Annotated in this window: 18 protein-coding genes; 12 read left to right on the forward strand and 6 right to left on the reverse strand. The window is 32.4% G+C overall.

Features of this window, described 5'->3' with window-relative positions:
• Positions 1-4: 4 nt before the first annotated feature.
• Positions 5-1,141, forward strand: coding sequence for a glycosyltransferase (locus AAYQ05_RS07580; protein WP_343542340.1), 1,137 nt, complete (start codon positions 5-7; stop codon positions 1,139-1,141).
• On the opposite strand, the gene AAYQ05_RS07585 is transcribed toward AAYQ05_RS07580, so the two are convergent.
• The 6 genes from AAYQ05_RS07585 to AAYQ05_RS07610 all read right to left on the reverse strand — a co-directional run bounded on the left by AAYQ05_RS07585 (position 1,138) and on the right by AAYQ05_RS07610 (position 6,863).
• Complete coding sequence (locus tag AAYQ05_RS07585) at positions 1,138-2,412, reverse strand: O-antigen translocase (RefSeq protein WP_343542341.1); 1,275 nt, start codon at positions 2,410-2,412, stop codon at positions 1,138-1,140. The two genes, AAYQ05_RS07580 and AAYQ05_RS07585, sit on opposite strands and share 4 nt — an antisense overlap.
• Positions 2,413-3,525 carry a DegT/DnrJ/EryC1/StrS family aminotransferase gene (locus AAYQ05_RS07590; protein ID WP_343542344.1) on the reverse strand — a complete coding sequence of 371 codons (1,113 nt, stop codon included), beginning with the start codon at positions 3,523-3,525 and terminating at the stop codon, positions 2,413-2,415.
• The gene (locus AAYQ05_RS07595; protein WP_343542346.1) at positions 3,522-4,469 is read right to left on the reverse strand and encodes a GNAT family N-acetyltransferase; all 948 of its coding nucleotides are present in this window, start codon (positions 4,467-4,469) and stop codon (positions 3,522-3,524) included. Before AAYQ05_RS07595 ends, AAYQ05_RS07590 begins: the two co-directional genes overlap by 4 nt.
• 2 nt (positions 4,470-4,471) lie before the next feature.
• Complete coding sequence (locus AAYQ05_RS07600) at positions 4,472-5,074, reverse strand: trimeric intracellular cation channel family protein (protein WP_281631785.1); 603 nt, start codon at positions 5,072-5,074, stop codon at positions 4,472-4,474.
• A gap of 85 nt (positions 5,075-5,159) precedes the next feature.
• On the reverse strand, positions 5,160-6,011 hold the full coding sequence (locus AAYQ05_RS07605) for a hypothetical protein (RefSeq protein ID WP_343542349.1): 852 nt from the start codon (positions 6,009-6,011) through the stop codon (positions 5,160-5,162).
• A gap of 108 nt (positions 6,012-6,119) precedes the next feature.
• Positions 6,120-6,863, reverse strand: coding sequence for an RDD family protein (locus AAYQ05_RS07610; protein WP_343542351.1), 744 nt, complete (start codon positions 6,861-6,863; stop codon positions 6,120-6,122).
• Between the two features lie 20 nt (positions 6,864-6,883).
• Between AAYQ05_RS07610 and AAYQ05_RS07615 the strand changes: the two genes are divergently transcribed.
• The 11 genes from AAYQ05_RS07615 (at position 6,884) to AAYQ05_RS07665 (ending at position 19,993) form a co-directional block, all read left to right on the forward strand.
• Positions 6,884-7,864, forward strand: coding sequence for a stage II sporulation protein M (locus AAYQ05_RS07615; protein ID WP_281631782.1), 981 nt, complete (start codon positions 6,884-6,886; stop codon positions 7,862-7,864).
• 9 nt (positions 7,865-7,873) lie between these two features.
• On the forward strand, positions 7,874-8,650 hold the full coding sequence (locus tag AAYQ05_RS07620; RefSeq protein WP_343542353.1) for a DUF4129 domain-containing protein: 777 nt from the start codon (positions 7,874-7,876) through the stop codon (positions 8,648-8,650).
• A complete protein-coding gene (locus AAYQ05_RS07625) occupies positions 8,643-9,845 on the forward strand; it encodes a DUF4350 family protein (RefSeq protein WP_343542355.1) in 1,203 nt (400 codons plus the stop codon). Before AAYQ05_RS07620 ends, AAYQ05_RS07625 begins: the two co-directional genes overlap by 8 nt.
• Positions 9,846-9,949: 104 nt before the next feature.
• Entirely contained in the window at positions 9,950-10,963 is a 1,014-nt protein-coding gene (locus AAYQ05_RS07630; protein ID WP_177210425.1) for an AAA family ATPase, read from the forward strand.
• An 84-nt stretch (positions 10,964-11,047) separates the two neighbouring features.
• On the forward strand, positions 11,048-12,379 hold the full coding sequence (locus tag AAYQ05_RS07635; RefSeq protein ID WP_343542357.1) for a DUF58 domain-containing protein: 1,332 nt from the start codon (positions 11,048-11,050) through the stop codon (positions 12,377-12,379).
• Positions 12,380-12,443: 64 nt separating this feature from the next.
• Complete coding sequence (locus AAYQ05_RS07640; RefSeq protein ID WP_343542359.1) at positions 12,444-13,589, forward strand: transglutaminase domain-containing protein; 1,146 nt, start codon at positions 12,444-12,446, stop codon at positions 13,587-13,589.
• 49 nt (positions 13,590-13,638) lie between these two features.
• A complete protein-coding gene (locus tag AAYQ05_RS07645; RefSeq protein ID WP_343542361.1) occupies positions 13,639-14,724 on the forward strand; it encodes a phosphoglyceromutase in 1,086 nt (361 codons plus the stop codon).
• Positions 14,725-14,910: 186 nt separating this feature from the next.
• Positions 14,911-15,699 (forward strand): TrmH family RNA methyltransferase, encoded by a 789-nt coding sequence (locus AAYQ05_RS07650; RefSeq protein WP_343542364.1) that lies wholly within the window; start codon positions 14,911-14,913, stop codon positions 15,697-15,699.
• 156 nt (positions 15,700-15,855) lie between these two features.
• Complete coding sequence (locus tag AAYQ05_RS07655; protein ID WP_177210429.1) at positions 15,856-18,075, forward strand: RelA/SpoT family protein; 2,220 nt, start codon at positions 15,856-15,858, stop codon at positions 18,073-18,075.
• An 88-nt stretch (positions 18,076-18,163) separates the two neighbouring features.
• Positions 18,164-18,628 (forward strand): Fur family transcriptional regulator, encoded by a 465-nt coding sequence (locus AAYQ05_RS07660; protein WP_008462215.1) that lies wholly within the window; start codon positions 18,164-18,166, stop codon positions 18,626-18,628.
• 93 nt (positions 18,629-18,721) lie between these two features.
• Positions 18,722-19,993 (forward strand): adenylosuccinate synthase, encoded by a 1,272-nt coding sequence (locus AAYQ05_RS07665; protein WP_343542367.1) that lies wholly within the window; start codon positions 18,722-18,724, stop codon positions 19,991-19,993.
• Position 19,994: the final 1 nt, after the last annotated feature.

Below are 19,994 nucleotides of genomic sequence, written 5' to 3' on the forward strand. Positions count from 1 at the left end.
ATAAATGAAAGTTTTACTGGTAGGCGAATACAGCCATTTGCACAATTCTTTAAAAGATGGTTTGCAGGCTTTAGGACATGAAGTTTTTATAATCGGTCACAATGACGGTTTTAAAAATTTTCCTGTTGATTTTCCTATTCAAAAAAAATGGGATTCTGGCTTTCTGAAAAAAGTAAAAATTGCAGTTTATAAAATCTCTGGATTCGATATTAGTTCTTATCTGACTTTTAGGCAATTTTTAAAATTCGAAAAACAATGTTCTGGTTTTGATGTTGTACAGCTGATTAACGAAAACAGCTTTTATTGCACTTATTATTTTGAAAAAAAAATCATTTCAAACCTCTTAAAAAATAACCAGGAACTATTTCTTTTAAGTACAGGTTACGATTATTTGAATGTGAAATATTGTTTTGAAAATCCTGATTTTAAATCTGTAATTCCGTTATATCTTAATCATAAAATTGATAAAAAATCTTTTGGAAATGTTTTAAAATTCCGAGAAAAAGCTTTTTTCAAACTGCATCAGTTTATCTATAAAAACATTCGTGGAATTATCGCTACAGATTTAGATTATCACCTTCCATTACAAAGCAATGAGAAATATTTAGGAATGATTCCGAATCCAATTAATATTGATAAACTTCTTTTTGAGCCACTAAATATTACTGATAAAATTGTCATTTTTCACGGAATCAATACTGAGAATTATCTAAAAAAAGGAAATGATTATTTTGAAAAAGCGTTAGAAATAATCGAGCAAGAATATACTTCAAAAGTCGAAATTATAACGGTACGAAGCGTTCCTTATGCCGAGTATATTAATTTGTACAACAGCTGTCATATTTTATTGGATCAAATTTATGCGTACGATCAAGGCTATAATGCACTTGAAGCAATGGCAAAAGGGAAAGTAGTTTTTACAGGCGCCGAAAAAGAATTTACCGCACGATATAATCTTTCTGAAAAAGTGTGCATAAACGCCATTCCAGATGTAGATTATCTAGTAAATGAGTTGTCTTTTTTAATTGAAAATCCAGAAGAAATCACTGCCATAGGAAAACGTGCGAAAGCTTTTATAGAAGAGTATCATCACTATAAGAAAATTGCAGAAAAATATATTCTAAAGTGGAATGAAAATTAGAATAGAATTTTTCTAAAATAAAACGTCAAAACCAAGAGATAAACCAAATTATCGAAAGCATAAGCGATTACAACACCCTCGATTTGAAAGATTTTGATAAAATACAAACTGGCAAAATATAAAACCGAAAACGAAAATAACTCGGCAATGATAAAGGCTGAAGTCATTTTTTTAGCAAAAAACTGAAAACCCAAAATTAGAGCGCAAACTTTGAAAACATCTCCTAAAAGCTGCCAAAAAAACAAATTGGATACAGGTAAAAATTCTTTAGTAAAAAGCAATTGAACTATAAAAATTCTAGTAAAATAAAGCAACGTTAAGCCCAAAACAAAAATTGGAAGTATAAATTTATAATACTGCAAAAAGATATTTTTGGTTTCTAAATCATTTTGAGCTTTAGATAATTTTGGAAGAAAATAAACACTCAAAATCGTACTGGCAAACATTAAATAATAAGTCGAAATTCTCATCATAGTTTCCCAATATCCCGCCTGTTCGATTCCTAAATCATGAATAATATGATTTCGTATTGCGAGAAAAACAAAAGGTCCTAAAACAGAGGAAACCAATACCATTAGAGAATAAGAAAAAAGATTTTTCAATACATTAAAATTGAATGCTTTTAATTTTATGAATTGCAGAAACTGAATCTCTTTTTGAACCAAATAAAAAGTAATAAAAAACAGCAAAGCCGGCGCAATTACAATTGCCAGCAGAGCTCCCGTCGTTTTGAACTGCAAAATCAGAAAAATAGAAGTCAATAAACCAACAATGTTTCCAATAATATTGATTGTAATTACTTTTTTAAATCTGCCCAAACCATTAATTACAGAAATAAAAAAAATAGAAAGTCCATAAGTTGGTAATACAAATGCTAAAATTTTAAAAACAATTAAATATTCCGTATTATTCCCAAATATTTTTTCGTTCCAATACGAAGCTGTAAAAAACAAAATACAACTTAAAAAAAGTCCAATTCCTATCAAAGTAATAAAAACCGTAGAAACTATTTTTTGAAGTTCGCTTTTATTTTTTTCATTTTCAGCGGTGTATTTTACAATTCCGTTCTGAAACCCTAAAGTTGAAATACTTTCTAATGAAGTCAAAAAATTACGCAGATTTCCGATCAAAGCCATTCCACTTGGTCCAACAAAAATCGCTAATATTTTCGAAGTAATTAAACCAATTCCGATTTTTAAAACAACGCTAAAGCTGTTTAAAGAAGCAATCTTAAACAAACTCGTTTGAATTATTTTTCTATAGAAATTCAATTAGTATTCGTTTAAAGTTTTAATAATATAATCCACTTCAGATTCAGTCAAAACTGGACTCATTGGCAGACTTAAAACTTCTTTATGAATCTTTTCCGTAATCGGAAATGATACATTATTCCATTCCAAGCTTTTGGAAGAAAAAGCTTTTTGCTGATGCGGCGGAATCGGATAATGAATTACGGTTTGGATATTGTTTTTAGCTAAATACTCTTGCAACTTTTCTCTATTTTCTGTTCGAACAACAAACAAATGAAAAACATGATTATTGGAAAAATCCCAAAACGGCAATACAATTTTACTGTTTTTAATTTCATACAGATAACGTTTTGCAACTACTCTTCGCTTTTCATTATCAGAATCTAAATTTGGCAGTTTAAGATTTAGAAATCCAGCTTGCAATTCGTCAAGTCTAGAATTTACCCCAATATATTCGTTATAATATTTTTTTTCTGAACCGTAATTACGAAGCGAAAAAAGCACTTTTGCCAATTGCTCGTCATTTGTTGTAACTGCTCCGCCGTCGCCTAAACAACCCAAATTCTTTCCTGGGTAAAAGCTGTACGCCGATGCCGATTTTAGATTGTAGGTTTTAGGTTTTAGATTCTTTTCTATGCCATGAGATTGCGCAGCATCTTCAATTATTAAAAGATTGTTATTATTCGCAATTTCACTTATTTTGTCCATTTCCGATAATTGCCCGTACAAATGAACTGCTAAAATCGCTTTTGTTTTTGGTGTGATTTTTTCCTGAATTAAATCTGGATTTATGTTGTAGGTTTCTAATCTAGGCTCAACCAAAACCGGAATCAAATCGGCTTGTAAAATAGCAAAAATACTTGCAATATATGTATTTGCAGGAACGATAACCTCATCGCCTTTTTTGAGTTTTCCGAGTTCGATATAACCTTTAAAAATAAGAACCAAAGCATCAAAACCATTTCCTACTCCGATGCAATATTTTGATCGGCAGTATTCTGCAAAGGCTCTTTCAAATGTTTCCACTTCTTTTCCTAAAACATACCAACCGTTTTCTAAAACCAGTTTCAGTTTTTCCTGAAATGCAGTTTCATACGGTTCGTTTATCTTTTTTAGGTCTAAAAATGGTATCACTTTATTTCTATTTTATAAAAATCCTGATTATAGACCGTACAGCCTAATTCTTCTTTCTGTGCCAAAAGTCCCAAATTATAACCTGATTCATTCTCATCATCCACAATTCCCATATCAAAAAAATGCTTTCCTTTTCGTTTATATTTATGAATCAGATTAATGAATAAAAAGTCTAATGCTCTAAATTCTTCTCCAATTTTTGAAGTGGCACCATATTGCGATTTTACAACATTTTTGGTTTCAAAAATCGTTATTCCTGCTATAATTTCATCATTTCTGTAAGCAGAATATTGTCTAATATTTTGGGGGAATTTAGATTTTAAAAGCCCTATTTCTTCTTTGGAATGCACTGGTTTTGTATTAAATCTTTCTACTAATCTTGGTTTCAGAATTTTTTCCCAAAAAGGATCAAAATTTTCTTCTTCGAAAATATCTAAATCCAAATTTTCAATTCTTCTAAAGTGCTTCATTTTGCTTTTAGAAATCTTTAGAGGAACAGTTAGATTAACTGCCAGATTCATTTCTTTTCGTTCTAAAACTGCTCCTCTTTTCATTAGGAAAAAGTCTATTGCTGCGTTTCCTTCAGAAAAATAAAAATCTGGAATCGGTTTATAATAAAAAGTATCGATTTTGTTCTCTTTTAGAAAAAGTAAAATTTCATCTAAAATTAATTCAACTTTTGCAGCTTTCAATTTTGGCAAATAAACCAAACCTCCATAAGTAAGCCCTTGATGCGAATAAACGGCATTTTCTTTTTTATTGGCTGGTAAGACAGCTCGCAATTTTTCTTCTTCGAAAACTAAAAGAGAAAAATCTTCAAAACGATCTTTGTGATATTCCATAAAATCGCGATGAAACAAAAATGTAGCATTTTTAGCTTGGGCAACAAAATCGTTCCAAATTGAATAATCGTCTTGAGAATACTTCTTTATGGTATATTTCATGTCTACTTATGATCAAATGCTTTTAAATGCCATTTGTATTTAACCGCCATTAACCTGATGATAATAATAACCAGCGAAGTAACCAAGTACAATATATCATCGTTTAAGTTTAGTTTTCGCAGTCCAAAAAATACAATTCCTCCAAAAATACAGATCGTTGCGTAAATTTCCTCTCTAAAAACGTTTGGAATTTCGTTACATAAAATATCTCGAATTACACCGCCAAAACAAGCCGTCATTGTTCCCAATGCAATACAAATTGCAGGATGAAGACCTGTTACAATTCCTCTTTCAAGACCTATCAAAGTAAAAACTCCGAGCCCAATTGTATCAAAAAGAAACAATGAGGTTCGAAGTTTATCGAAACTTTTTCTAAAAAGAATTGCTAAAAAAAAACCTAAAATGATCACATACACATATTGCATGTCGCGCATCCAGCCAACAGGAGTTCTTCCGATCAAGACATCACGAAGTGTTCCGCCTCCAACGGCAGTAACAAATGCAATGATAAAAACCCCAAACGGATCGAGTTTTTTGTGCATTGCGGTCAAGGCGCCTGACATTGCAAATGCCATTGTCCCAATAATATCAAGTAAGTGAAACATTTTTTTTGAGTTACAAAGATGCAAAGGGTCAAAGTTACAAAGTTGTAACGAATAATCTTAACAACTCTCACTCATAAAACATTCCTTATTTTTTTACGTAAATCGGACTTCTTTTTAGCAAATACGTAATCGAATCCATCCAACCGTCTTTTACTGCCAAGAATGGCTTGCGGGTTTGCGAGTAGATTTTATCAGTATTTCTATACATATCAAAATAAACCGTATAGTAGTAATACGTCTGATTGTTTGCCGTTGTCGTAGAAATGTCGTTTGTAGTTACTTTTTTGTTGTTATTGCTCACTTTTGCATTTCCGCTATTATAAGTAGTAGCTGTAGTACCTGTTCCAATTGTGTATGAAACTTTTGCGGCAACAATATTGTCTACTCCTAATATTTTTTCTAGATCCTCAATTGGCGTTTCGTCAATGTTAGTGTGGTCTATTCCTGCTTTGTGCAGTAAGCTATTTGTTGTTCTTAAATCCTGAACTGTTAACGGAAAAATGTTCGAAGATTTGTCTAACAATTTATTGTATAAATCGTTTTGAGCAAATTTTGCCATATCCTCAGAACCTTGCTGATTATCTGCATTTACATAAGGAACTGGCAATACTGCAATTGTATTGTGCTTCATATCTGCACTTGCAATACTTTGAGAGGAACTCTGAGAAGCACTGCTTGCATCTGCAGAAACATCAAAGGTTTGAGACCTTCCGCTTGCAAAATCAATTTTGGCAATTTGGGAAACATCTAACGAGATTTGAACCGTCTCGCCAGGAAGCGAATATTCAACTGTTTTATCAGACATTTTTAAAACGGTACATTCAATAATCTGATAATCTCTTTTTATAATTTTATCTAATTTTTTTCCGCTTTGAGCAAAACTCACAAAAGCAGACAGTAATACTAATAAGAATAAAAATGGCTTTGTAATTTTCATTGGATTGGAAATTTTATGAATTAATTATGTATATATAAATTTACGAATAAATATTAAACAATTATCAGTAAAAACCAGAAAAAACCATTAATTATTCAAAGAAAAAAATCACATGTTTTGTGTGTAAAAATTATAATCTTTTAAAATTACCCTAATAAAATCGCTATTGTTTCCTGATTGATTTTTAATCCCCGCGACACTTTCGATCTTAGCAACGAGTTTGTAAATAATTTCATGATCGTTTTTAGCGGTTGCTTTTTGAAAAGTTTCTTTTATAATACGCATATCATTGTCTGAAAGCTTAATTACCAAAGGATAAGTTGGAACATAAGCTTCTCCGATTTCTTCTAAAATAGTATGGCTGATATTAATTCTATTTTTCAACGTTATAACAGCTGTTCCCGCCGCCATATCGCCCAATCTTTGCGATTTCTGACTTGTAATAACTGAGATAAGTCCGGGAAGTCCAAAAAAGGTAAGAAAATCTATCACTCTAAAAAACCAGCGAATTAAATAATCTCCAAAACTGGCCTGATAACCATCAATTTTTACGACTTTAATTTTTACTATTTTTTTGCCAAGTGACTGGCCTTCAAAAACACTTTCTAAAACCAAAGAGTAAACTATAACTGGTGAATAGAGCAATAAAAAAATCGCGCCACGTGACCATCCATCCAAATTAACCATCAATCTATCTAACTGTAACCAGTCAAAAAGAACAATAGAAAGTGCTGTTATATAACAGATTATGATAAACAAATCAATAAAAAAAGCTCCTAGCCTTTCGCCTACCGAAGCCGCTATAAAATTTATTTTGACATTTTGTGTCGTATTAATAGATAATTCTGACATATTTCATATTTTAGCCTGCAATGAGAGAAATCGCCTTTATAAAACAAAACAGAGAAAAATGGCTCGAGTTTGAGCTGGCAATTTTTGGTAAAGCTAAAAAAAATCCTGATGAATTAGCTAATTTGTACATTCAAATGATGAATGATTTGTCGTATGCTCAAACGTATTACCCTAAAAGTAAAACGGTTGTCTACCTCAATCATCTTGCCTCTCAGATTTATCAGAAGATTTACAAAACCAAACGTACTGACCAAAATCGCTTAATAGATTTCTTTAAAATCGAAGTTCCTTTATTGGTTTACGAATACAGAAGATATTTGGTTTATGCCTTTGTTTTATTTTTTGTTACGGTTTCAATCGGAGTTCTTTCTGCGCGTTATGACCGTGATTTTGTACGTCTTATTTTAGGCGACGAATACGTAAATATGACTTTAGAAAACATCAAAAAAGGCAATCCGATGGCCGTATATGGTTCGGGAAGTAATTGGGGAAGCTTTATTGGTATTACGGTAAATAATCTTTTTGTAGGTGCCAGATGTTATTTCTATGGTATTTTTGCAGGAATCGGAACTTTTAATGTTTTCCTTCAAAACTGCATTATGCTGGGTTCTTTTCAATATTTTTTCTACGAACAGGGCGTTTTTTGGAAAAGTGTGCGAGGAATCTGGATTCATGGTTCTATGGAAATTTTTGCCATTGTAATCGAAACAACCGCTGGATTTATTTTAGGCGCTTCTATCCTATTTCCAAAAACTTTTTCGAGAATGAATTCTTTTAAAATTGGTTTCAAAAACAGCTTTAAAATATTCTTAAGCACATTCCCTTTTACCATAAGCGCTGGTTTTTTAGAAGGTTTTATTACACGATATTCTATCGATATGCCCAATTGGCTAAGCAGTTTTATTATCTTAGTGACGCTTGCAATAATTTCGTTCTATTACTTGATATACCCTTTTATTGTACACAAAAAAGTTCACTCTTTAACCGCCGAAAAACTTTAAGACCAAGTAATGACAAGATTATTTTTTATTTTATCTTTTCTTTTTTGCTGCAGTATTTCTCAGGCCCAGGATACTATTATCATACCTCAAGATCCTCCAAAAATTAGCGGAATTAAATATACCGAAAAAGACATCAAGATAGATTCTAGCAATATACAGATTAGACATTTTGAAAAGGATTTCAAAAAAAAATATACTGATAAAGATTTTGTCTACGAATACAAAGCTCCCGAAAAAAGCTGGTGGGATCATTTCAAACATTGGTTAGCCAGACAAATTTTTAATTTCTTTAATTTCAGTAGTGTAAAAACGTCTCTCAATTTTGTTTCTATCCTTTTTAGGATAATCGCTGTTCTGGTCGTTATCGTCCTAATTTATTTTATTGTCAGAGCTTTAACCAACCAAGAAGGAAGGTGGATTTTTGGGAAAAATGCCAATAAAAGAGCATTGTTTTATTCTGATGCAGAGAAAAATATCCATCTTTTAGATTTTGAAAAACTCATTAAAGAAAGCATCGAGGCTGGAGAAAAAAGAATCGCTGTACGCTATTATTATTTATGGCTTTTAAAAGTAATGGCACAGCATCATTATATTGAATGGGATATCGAAAAAACCAATTCCGATTATTTGTATGAACTTTACAACCCTGCGCATAAAGAAGAGTTTACCTATCTTTCTTATCTGTACAATTATATTTGGTACGGCGAATTTGAAATTGACGATGCAACGTTTAGAAAGACTGAAAACAGATTTAAAAAAGCACTAAAAACCTTTGGCAATGGATAATAAAGTTAAAATATACATTGCTATTCTGGTTTTAATTTTCGGAATAACATTACTTGTAGACAAAGGACAGCCAAAACCTATTGACTGGACTCCAACTTATTCTGTTGAAGATAAAATCCCGTTCGGATTGTACGTTTTCGATCAAGAAGTCGAAGGTCTTTTTAAACAAAAAGTGGAAAGAATTTCGACACAGACTCCTTACGAATATTTCGATTCTAAATATGATGATAGAGAAAACGTAGAATCTTATAGAATTAAAGGTACTTTCATGAATATTTCTGAAGCCGATAATATTGACGAAGGTTCGATGAAAGAAATTCTATATTTTGTTTCGCACGGAAATAACGCATTTTTAAGCATGAAAGTGTTTCCGAAAACGCTGCTTGATTCTTTAAAAATTGAGCTAAAAACCGATTTTATGCCCAATGACAGTATTTCGACTTGGATGGCAAACAAAAAAGTTAGCGCAAAAAAATATACTTTAAATACTGGATTAAGTGATTATTTTTCTAAAATAGATACTTTAAATACAAAAGTTTTAGGATATCAAATCAATCGTAAAAAAGAAAAACAGGTCAATTTTATAGAAGTTCCTTATAAAAATGGTTATCTCTATCTGCATACGCAGCCAGTGGCATTTACCAATTATAATCTGCTAAAAAAAGATCATTATCAATATGCAGATAATGTACTTTCTTATATTCCGAAAGGAAATATATTCTGGTACAATAAACCTTTTAACGATAAGCGAATTTCAACTTCTCCGCTCCGTTATATTTGGAGTCAGCCCGCTTTAAAATCGGCTTGGTATTTAGGCTTAATCGGAATTTTGATTTTTATGATTTTTAATGCAAAACGTAAACAGCGTATTGTGCCTATCATAAAACCATTGCAGAATTTAACGGTTGATTTTACCAAAACTATTGGGAATTTATATTATCAAGAAGGAGATCATACTAATATTATTGATAAAAAGATTATCTACTTTTTAGAAAAAATTAGAACCGATTATCTGCTTGATACCACCAAACTCGATGAAGATTTTATAACCAAATTGCATTATAAAACAGGGAAAGACGAAAAAGATATACGCGATGTGATTCAGCTAATCAATGATCACAGAAATAGCTATCACGGAAGTCTTGAAGAAGATTTGATTAAAATAAACACAGCAATAGAGAAGATTTTACATTAATTTATTTAGCTACAGATTAAAAGAATTAAAATGATTTTATAAAAAATAATCTGCGCTAATCATTTTAATCTGTCGCAAAAAAACATAAAATAACTGACCAAATTATGGACGATATCAATACAACATCAGGAGAAATCACAAATGAAAATGTGAATTTTGAAACGAGAATTAATTTAGGACCACTTTTAGATCACGTAAATACAATCAAAAAAGAGATCGAAACAGTAATTGTAGGACAGCACAAAATGGTTGATCAGCTTTTGGTTGCAATTTTGTCAAACGGTCACGTACTTTTAGAAGGTGTCCCTGGAGTTGCCAAAACAATAACAGCAAAATTATTGGCTAAAACCTTAAATATCGGTTTCAGCAGAATTCAGTTTACTCCCGATCTAATGCCGTCTGATATCTTAGGAACTTCTATTTTTAACCTAAAAAGCTCAGAATTCGAATTCAAAAAAGGACCTATTTTCTCTAATCTGATTTTAATCGATGAGATTAATCGTGCACCAGCAAAAACACAAGCTGCACTTTTTGAAGTTATGGAAGAGCGCCAAATTACAATTGATGGTTCTGCTTATCAGTTAGATGCACCGTTTTTGGTTATTGCTACTCAAAATCCAATTGAACAAGAAGGAACGTATCGTTTGCCAGAAGCGCAATTGGATCGTTTTCTTTTTAAAATCACCATTGATTATCCAAAATTAAACGAAGAGATTTTAATCATTCAGAGAGAACATACGTTGCAAGATCACGGAAAATTGGATGCGATAAAAACGATTCTTTCTGCTGAAGAAATCAAAGAATACCAAGGTTTGGTAAAACAAATTAGAGTTGAACAAAATCTGTTAGAATACATTGCCAGAATTGTGGTAAACACACGTGAAAATGCCTTTTTATATTTAGGAGCTTCGCCTCGTGCTTCAATCGCAATTTTAAATGCTTCAAAAGGTTTTGCTGCAATCCGCGGACGCGATTTTGTTACGCCAGAAGATATTAAAGAAGCCGCAATTCCTGTTTTACAGCACCGTGTTATTGTAGCACCAGAACGCGAAATGGAAGGGATTACGAGTTCTGAAATTATTAAACAGATTATTGAAACGGTGGAAATACCAAGATAGTTTTAGTTTTCAGTCGCAGTCTCAGTTTACAGTAATTCTGAGACCGAAAATTGAGACTGAAAACTGAGACCGAAAACTAAAAAAATGAAATTCATAAAAAGTCTATATCTGAACAATTTCTTTTTCTATATACTGATTGGTATTATAGGATTGTTTGTCTGCGCTTTTATTTTTCCGACTATGTATCATGCAGTTTGGCTACTAGTTCTAGGTTTAATTACTTTTTTGGGACTTGATATTTTACTTTTATATTTAGCAAGAACAGGACTTGAAGCTGAAAGAATTACGCCCGAAAAACTATCAAATGGAGATTTAAATCCGATAAGAATTAATTTAAAAAACCATTATACTTTTCCTGTTTCGGCTAAAATTATTGATGAGATTCCGTTTCAATTTCAGGTTCGCGATTTTAAAATTGTAAAAACAATAAAAGCGGCAACACAAAAAGAAATTGGTTATGATCTTCGTCCAACAGAACGTGGAGAATACCATTTTGGCTCTTTGAATATTTATGTTTCATCTCCATTAAGATTGATTTCCAGAAGATTTATTTTCGATAATGGTCAAATGGTTCCAACATATCCATCTTATATTCAGCTAAGAAAATACGATTTAATTGCTTTTTCGAATAATCTATTTCAATACGGAATTAAAAAAATACGCCGTATTGGTCATACAATGGAGTTTGAACAGATCAAAGAATATGTTCAAGGCGACGATTTAAGGACTTTAAACTGGAAAGCTACAGCCAAAAGAAATTCCTTGATGGTTAATCAATTTCAAGACGAAAAGTCACAATCGGTTTACATGGCAATCGATAAAGGACGCGTAATGCAAATGCCTTTTGACGGATTAAGTTTATTGGATTATGCCATTAATTCTTCTTTGGTTTTATCTAATGTGATTTTGAAAAAACAGGATAAAGCGGGACTTTTTTCTTTTTCTAAAAAAGTAGAAAATAGAGTTTTTGCTGAAAGAAGAGGTTCACAGATGCAGAAAATCCTTGAAACTTTATACAACATAAAAACCGATTTCTTCGAAAGTGATTATAGCAGATTGTATGTTGATATTAAGAAAAATATCAATCAGAGAAGTTTAATAATTCTGTACACCAATTTTGAAACAATGGATGGCTTAAATCGTCAATTGCCTTATTTAAAAGGAATTGCCAAAAGTCATTTATTGGTTGTTGTTTTCTTTCAAAACACAGAACTGAATTCAATCATCAATAAAAAGACAGGAACAATTCAGGAAGTGTACGACAAAGTTATTGCTGAGAAATTCATGTTCGAAAAACGTTTAATTGTGAATGAATTAAAGAAATACGGAATCCATTCAGTTCTTACACAACCCGAAAATTTGACTTTAGATGCCATCAATAAATATCTGGAGATTAAATCTAGAGGCATTTTATAGTTTATTCATTCCCAAATTTGTTCTATCTCAATCAAAATACTATTATCAATCAAAAATCAAAATAATGAAATCAAAAATCACTCTTATTGTATTTTTTGCTTTTTTTGCACAACTAGCTATAGGTCAAAAAAATATTCCAACAATAAAAGCAATATCAAAAAAACTTGACATTAGAGATGGTAAAACCTACAAAAAACAATCTTGGAACATTTCTCCGGAACTTAATCCAGATGTATACGAAACATCATCTCTAGGACAAAGAGTCACTTTTATTACTGATAAAGATTCGATTTCAATAAAGATTAAAAAAAATACTCAATTCGATTTTGTGATTTTACTTAATGATTCTGTAAAAGCTTATACACAAATCAAATATAAAGCCACTACATCTCGTTTAGAAATACTAAAAAAAGCAGCTAAATATAATTATTCAGATAATAGATTTATTCCTGAATTTAGTTATCAACCCGCGGATAATCCAAATCTAATGAAAATCAGAAAAGATTTAAAATTGGATTCAATTGCTGGAACTGGAAGTGAAACTTCTCAAATTCTTAATTTACTTCATTGGGTGCATAAAATAATTAGACATGATGGAAGCAGCTATAATCCAGCTCTAAAAAATGCAATCGATTTAATAAAAATATGCAAAACCGAAAATCGTGGTCTTAATTGTAGAATGATGGCAACAATTCTTAATGAATGTTATTTAGCTATGGGGATAAAATCAAGATATATTACCTGTATGCCAAAAGAAACTGATTTTGATGATTGTCACGTAATTAACATGGTCTACAGTAATGAATTTAAAAAATGGATTTGGATCGATCCTACGTTTGATGCTTATGTCATGAATGAGAAAGGAGAATTACTTGGAATTCAAGAAGTAAGAGAAAGATTGATTAACGGCAAAACATTAATTTTAAATCCTGAAGCAAATTGGAATAACAAAGCCACGCAGACTAAAGAATACTATCTGGAAACTTATATGGCTAAAAATTTATACCGACTAAAAACTCCTGTTTACAGTGAATATGACACTGAAACCGTGAAAGATGGAAAAGAAATTGCATATGTTGAACTATTGCCATTAGACGGAATCGAGCAAACTCCACAAAAAACAGAGTCTACGAATACTAAAACAAATGTAAAAACTATAAATTACAAGACAAATAATCCAAATTTGTTTTGGGCGAAACCAACAAAATAGAAAAGTTTTATAAAAGTTTTTAAATGTAAAGTGATTAAATAAAAATCTAATGAAAAAAATATTTTTAATTCCGATTGTTTTAATAAGCTTTCTAAGCAATGCCCAAAAAACTGAAAACATCATTATCATCACGACAGATGGTTTTAGATGGCAAGAAGTTTTTAAAGGAATAGATCCTGCAATTGCCAATGATAAAAAATTTAATCAGGGAGACAGCGCTTACATTTATAAAAAATATGCTAATGCCGATATAAAAGAAGCGCGTAAAAAACTAATGCCTTTTTTCTGGTCTGAAATTGCTAGTAAAGGTCAGATTTATGGAAATCGTGATTTAGGAAACAAAGTCGATGTCGCTAATCCTTATTGGTTTAGCTATCCTGGCTATAGCGAGATCATGACTGGAAATGTTGATTTAAAAGTCAATTCAAACGGTTACAAAGCCAATCCGAATGTAAATGTTTTGGAATTTTTAAATAAGCAGTCTAAACTAAAAGGAAAAGTTGCCGCTTTTGGCGCTTGGGATGCTTTTGACAGAATCTTAAACGAAGAAAGAAGCGGATTTCCTGTAATTTCAGCATTTGATAAAGTAGGCGGAAATAAGCCAACAGCGGCGCAACACTTACTAAATGAGATGCGTGACAACTCTTACAAACCATTTCACATGGATGAATGTCTAGATGTTTTTACGCATTATCAGGCAATGGATGAATTAAAAAATAAAAAGCCAAAAGTACTCTATATCGCTTATGGCGAAACCGACGAATGGGCACATCATGCGCAATACCGTTCGTATTTGGACGCAGCAAACCAAGTCGATAAATGGATTCAGGAAATCTGGAATTTTGTTCAAAATGATCCACAATACAAAAACAAAACAACTCTTTTCATAACAGTCGATCACGGACGCGGAGACAAAGTAAAAGCGCAATGGACCGATCATGGTTCTGATGTTCCTGGCGCTTCAGAAATTTGGTTCGCCGCAATGGGACCAGAAATTGCTCCAAAAGGCGAAATCAAGACAAATTCTCAACTTTATCAAAAACAGTTTGCTCAAACGTTAGCAAAATTGATGGGATATGATTTCAAAACCGATCATCCTGTAGAAACTGAGATTAAAGAAATTTTCGAGAAATAGTTTTTAGCCACGAATTACCCGAATTTTCACGAATTATAATTGAACGTAATCAAAATAAATTTGTGAAAATTCGTGTAATTCGTGGCTAAAAAAACTTTATTACTATACCTACAAGGTTTTAAAAACCTTGCAAGAAGAAAAAAACTCAGTACCTTAGCGCCTTAGAATCTTAGTCGCTTAAAAAAAATGAAACAAATCACTTCAATTCAAAATCCGTTTATCAAATCTTTGGTTTTACTTCAGGAAAAATCCAAAGCCAGAAAACAAACCGGCACATTTTTGATTGAAGGACAACGCGAAATTTCATTAGCCATAAAAGGCGGCTACGAAATCGAAACTGTTCTATTTTTACCAGAATTAGTTTCAGAATCAGAAATCAATAAACTGATTCAGAATCCGTTTCAGCTTATCGAAATTAATAAAGAAGTATACCAAAAACTAGCTTATCGAGATACTACAGAAGGAATTTTAGCTGTAGCAAAAACCAAATCTTTAAAATTATCCGATTTAAAGTTATCTGATAATCCATTAATTTTGGTTGTCGAATCTTTAGAAAAGCCAGGTAATATCGGTGCTGTTTTACGTACAGCCGATGCAGCCAATTTAGATGCTGTTTTAATTGCCAATCCAAAAAGTGATCTATACAATCCGAATATTGTTCGTTCTAGCGTAGGATGCCTTTTCACCAATCAAATCGCAACTGGAACATCTGAAGAAATTATTGCATTTTTAAAAGAGAAAAAAATCAATTTCTATAGCGCAACTTTACAAAATTCAACTTCATATCATACACAAAACTTTACTACTCCAACTGCTTTAGTCGTAGGTACAGAAGCTACTGGTTTAACCCAGCAATGGCGTGACGAAGCAACTCAAAATATCATTATCCCAATGCAAGGAGAAATTGACAGCATGAACGTTTCTGTTGCTGCCGCTATTTTAATTTTTGAAGCAAAAAGACAGAGGGGGTTTTGATTTTTGATTTTTGATTTTTGATTTTCTAAAAATCACTTCGTTCTTTTTGGAATTTATTTCTTCAAAAATCTAAAATCTACACTCTAAAATCTACAATCATATGGCCTTGCGTATGTTCAAACTAATTCTTATTTTTAGTACTTGAACTATGCCGTTATGACAGAAATAGATATAGAAAAAGAAAACAAAGCTATTGCGCAGGAATACAAGGAATTACTTCGAATAAGTTACCAAACTTTAAGCCCTACTGACAAGAAATTAATTAGAAAAGCTTTTGATGTTGCCGTTGATGCTCACAAAGAGCAGAGACGTAAATCGGGCGAAGCCTATATCTTTCATCCTATTGCAGTTGCAAAAATTGTTGCCTCAGAAATTGGTCTGGGCGCGACCTCTATCGCCGCGGCCTTACTTCATGATGTTGTAGAAGATACACCAATGACCGTTGAAGACATTGAGCGTTTGTTTAACCCAAAAGTGGCGCAGCTTGTTGAAGGACTTACGAAAATATCTTTAGTCCAAAAAGATTTGAATGCCTCAATGCAGGCTGAGAATTTCAGAAAAATGATTCTGACGCTGAATGACGATGTTCGGGTAATTTTAATTAAGCTTGCCGATCGTCTTCATAATATGCAAACAATGGATTCGATGGCGGAATACAAACAAACCAAAATCGCATCTGAAACTTTATACATTTATGCTCCCCTTGCCCACCGTTTGGGATTGTATAATATCAAAACCAAATTAGAAGATTTAGGATTAAAATATACTGAACCTGCAGTTTATGACGATATCGTAAGTAAAATTCGTGAAACTAAAGAAGAGCAGGATGCTTACATCAAAGATATTTCGGATGTATTGAAAAAATCTTTAGACAATGAAGGTGTAGATTACATCATCAAAGGGCGCCCAAAATCGATTTATTCTATTCGTCGAAAAATGCGTGCTCAAAACGTAACTTTCGATGAAGTTTACGATAAGTTCGCACTTAGAATTGTATACAAAGCCGACCCGCATGAAGAAAAATTTATTGCCTGGAAAATATATTCTATCGTAACAGATCATTATAGACCAAGCCCGAGCCGTTTGCGTGACTGGATTTCATCTCCAAAATCGACTGGTTACGAAGCGCTTCACATTACTGTAATGGGTCCAAAAGGACGCTGGGTGGAAGTTCAGGTTCGAAGCGAACGTATGGATGAAATCGCCGAAAAAGGATATGCAGCACACTATAAATACAAAAACGGCGCAACAGAAGAAAGCGGTCTGGATACTTGGCTGAATCTTCTTCGCGAAGCTTTAGAAAATCCAGAAACCAATGCGGTTGATTTTGTAGAAGATTTTAAAATGAATTTATATTCTAAAGAAATCTTCGTCTTTACGCCAAAAGGAGAAATCAAATCGTTGCCAAAAGGCGCTACTTCTCTTGATTTTGCTTTCAGCATTCACTCTGAAATCGGAATTAAAACACGTGGAACTCGTGTAAATGGACGTCTAGTGCCGTTGAATTACGAATTAAAAAGTGGTGATCAAGTTGAAGTAATTACTTCTCCAAACCAGAAGCCAACTGTAAACTGGTTAGAATATGTAACAACTTCAAGAGCTAAAAATAAAATTAAAAACGTTCTTAACGAGAACACCAAAAAAATTGCGGAAGAAGGAAAAGAATTACTTGTTAGAAAATTAAAACATTTAAAAGTAACATTCAACGAACAAGTTACAAACGAGTTAGTTAACTTCTTTAAATTAAAAACAAGTTTAGATTTATTTTATAGAGTTGGAATTGGTGCGATTGAAAATCAGCAGTTAAAAGATTATGCTGCGCAGAAAAGCAATTCGTTTATCAATTTCTTCAAAAATAAAATTAAGCGAACGAAAGACACTGCAGACGAGGACATTCACAAACCAGTCATCAGCAGCAATTATGATATGTTGGTTTTTGGAACCGAACATGACAAGTTAGACTATAAACTTTCGCAATGCTGCAACCCAATTCCTGGTGATGATGTTTTCGGTTTTGTTACCATTAATGAAGGAATAAAAGTGCATAAAAAAGATTGTCCGAATGCAATTGGAATGCAGTCTAATTATGCTTACCGAATCATGAGCGCCAAATGGATTGACTCTTCTCAAGAAGAATTCAAAGCCATTATCAACATTACAGGAATGGACGTTTTAGGACTTACCAACCAATTGACAAAGGTAATTTCAAACAATATGAGCGTAAATATTCAGAGTATTTCACTAAGCACCGATGCTGGAATTTTCCACGGACAGGTTGCCGTAATTGTTAAAAACAATACGATTTTGAAAAAAATGATTAGCGCTATCAAGAAAATTGACGGGGTCGATAAGGTTACTAGAGAGTATAGAACCTAACTTTTTAGGGAAACTATAAGAATTTTGTAACGAAACTTTAAACCCGAAACTTTTATTCATTAAAAATAAAAAATTATCTTTGCCGGATATGACACTTATTTCAACTGACAACACTAAGAATCAAGAAATTGTAAAAAATGTTTTTACACTATATCTTGAACAAAAAGGGCATCGCAAAACTCCTGAGCGTTATGCTATACTTCAGGAAATTTACGATAGCGAGGAGCATTTTGATATAGAAAATCTATACATCAAAATGAAAAACAAAAACTATCGTGTGAGTAGAGCTACTTTATACAACACGATTGAGTTATTGTTGGACTGCGCTTTGGTTAGAAAACATCAATTTGGGCAAAATCAGGCTTACTACGAAAAATCATATTTTGATAAACAGCACGATCACATCATTATGACAGATTCTGGTGAGGTAATTGAATTTTGCGACCCAAGAATTCAAACCATCAAAAAAACGATCGAAGAAATTTTTGATATTGAAATCACAAATCATTCGCTTTATTTCTACGGAAACAAAAAGCAAAATTCAAATTCATAGTCTTTAAACAGACTTTTTCAAAAAATTAAAAAAGAAAATTAACTACATAATCAGTAGGACGACTTAGATTGTCCCAACGCAAATTAAAACAGAATGACCGTAGATTTATTACTAGGATTACAATGGGGAGATGAAGGTAAAGGAAAAATTGTTGACGTACTTACCTCAAATTATGATATTATTGCACGTTTTCAAGGAGGACCAAATGCAGGACATACATTAGAATTTGACGGAATTAAGCACGTACTTAGAACAATTCCTTCTGGAATTTTTCATAAAAACTCAGTAAACATCATCGGAAATGGTGTTGTAATTGATCCTGTAGTTTTTCAAAAAGAAATTGAAGGTTTAGAGAAATTCAACCTTGACATCAAAAAGAAATTAATCATTTCTAGAAAAGCACATTTAATTTTACCTACTCACCGTTTGCTTGATGCAGCTTCTGAAGCTTCAAAAGGAAAAGCAAAAATTGGTTCTACTCTTAAAGGAATTGGACCAACTTATATGGACAAAACGGGTAGAAATGGTTTACGTGTTGGAGATATCGAATTAGAAGATTTCAAAGATCGTTACAGAGCATTGGCTGACAAACACGAAGCGATGATTGCTTTTTACGATGTTAATATTCAATACAATTTAGCTGAATTAGAAAAAGAATTCTTTGAAGCTATCGAAGAACTTAAAAAATTAGATTTTATTGACAGTGAAGAATACATGCACCAAGCTCAAAAAGCTGGAAAATCTATTCTTTGCGAAGGTGCTCAAGGATCTTTATTAGATGTTGATTTCGGAACTTATCCTTTCGTTACTTCATCAAATACTACTGCTGCTGGAGCTTGTACAGGTTTAGGAATTGCTCCTAACAAAATCAAAGAGGTTTACGGAATTTTTAAAGCTTACGTTACACGTGTAGGTAGCGGACCTTTCCCTACTGAACTTTTTGACGAAGCTGGTGCTACAATGGCAAAAGTGGGTAACGAATTTGGTTCTGTAACAGGAAGACAAAGACGTTGCGGATGGTTAGACCTTGTTGCTTTAAAATATGCAGTTCAAGTTAACGGAGTTACTCAGTTAATGATGATGAAAGGTGATGTACTTTCTGGTTTTGAAACTTTAAAAGTTTGTACAGAGTACAACTACAAAGGACAAAACATTTCTCACTTCCCTTATAACATTGAACCAGAAAACGTTACTCCGGTTTACAAAGAATTTAAAGGATGGAAACAAGATTTAACTGGATTAACATCTTACGATCAATTACCAATTGAGCTAAAAGAATATATTGAGTTTATTGAAAAAGAAATCGAAGTACCAATCAAAATTGTATCGGTTGGACCAGATAGAAAACAAACAATAACAAAATAAC

It is taken from the genome of Flavobacterium movens, from assembly GCF_039581425.1.
Lineage (GTDB): Bacteria > Bacteroidota > Bacteroidia > Flavobacteriales > Flavobacteriaceae > Flavobacterium > Flavobacterium luteolum.

Bases quoted from the DNA above. Each gene is read 5' to 3' on its own strand.
- AAYQ05_RS07580 (WP_343542340.1), top strand. From the start codon at position 5: ATGAAAGTTTTACTGGTAGGCGAATACAGCCATTTGCACAATTCTTTA.
- AAYQ05_RS07595 (WP_343542346.1), bottom strand. From the start codon at position 4,469: ATGAAATATACCATAAAGAAGTATTCTCAAGACGATTATTCAATTTGG.
- AAYQ05_RS07600 (WP_281631785.1), bottom strand. From the start codon at position 5,074: ATGTTTCACTTACTTGATATTATTGGGACAATGGCATTTGCAATGTCA.
- AAYQ05_RS07605 (WP_343542349.1), bottom strand. From the start codon at position 6,011: ATGAAAATTACAAAGCCATTTTTATTCTTATTAGTATTACTGTCTGCT.
- AAYQ05_RS07610 (WP_343542351.1), bottom strand. From the start codon at position 6,863: ATGTCAGAATTATCTATTAATACGACACAAAATGTCAAAATAAATTTT.
- AAYQ05_RS07615 (WP_281631782.1), top strand. From the start codon at position 6,884: ATGAGAGAAATCGCCTTTATAAAACAAAACAGAGAAAAATGGCTCGAG.
- AAYQ05_RS07620 (WP_343542353.1), top strand. From the start codon at position 7,874: ATGACAAGATTATTTTTTATTTTATCTTTTCTTTTTTGCTGCAGTATT.
- AAYQ05_RS07625 (WP_343542355.1), top strand. From the start codon at position 8,643: ATGGATAATAAAGTTAAAATATACATTGCTATTCTGGTTTTAATTTTC.
- AAYQ05_RS07630 (WP_177210425.1), top strand. From the start codon at position 9,950: ATGGACGATATCAATACAACATCAGGAGAAATCACAAATGAAAATGTG.
- AAYQ05_RS07635 (WP_343542357.1), top strand. From the start codon at position 11,048: ATGAAATTCATAAAAAGTCTATATCTGAACAATTTCTTTTTCTATATA.
- AAYQ05_RS07640 (WP_343542359.1), top strand. From the start codon at position 12,444: ATGAAATCAAAAATCACTCTTATTGTATTTTTTGCTTTTTTTGCACAA.
- AAYQ05_RS07645 (WP_343542361.1), top strand. From the start codon at position 13,639: ATGAAAAAAATATTTTTAATTCCGATTGTTTTAATAAGCTTTCTAAGC.
- AAYQ05_RS07650 (WP_343542364.1), top strand. From the start codon at position 14,911: ATGAAACAAATCACTTCAATTCAAAATCCGTTTATCAAATCTTTGGTT.
- AAYQ05_RS07655 (WP_177210429.1), top strand. From the start codon at position 15,856: ATGACAGAAATAGATATAGAAAAAGAAAACAAAGCTATTGCGCAGGAA.
- AAYQ05_RS07660 (WP_008462215.1), top strand. From the start codon at position 18,164: ATGACACTTATTTCAACTGACAACACTAAGAATCAAGAAATTGTAAAA.
- AAYQ05_RS07665 (WP_343542367.1), top strand. From the start codon at position 18,722: ATGACCGTAGATTTATTACTAGGATTACAATGGGGAGATGAAGGTAAA.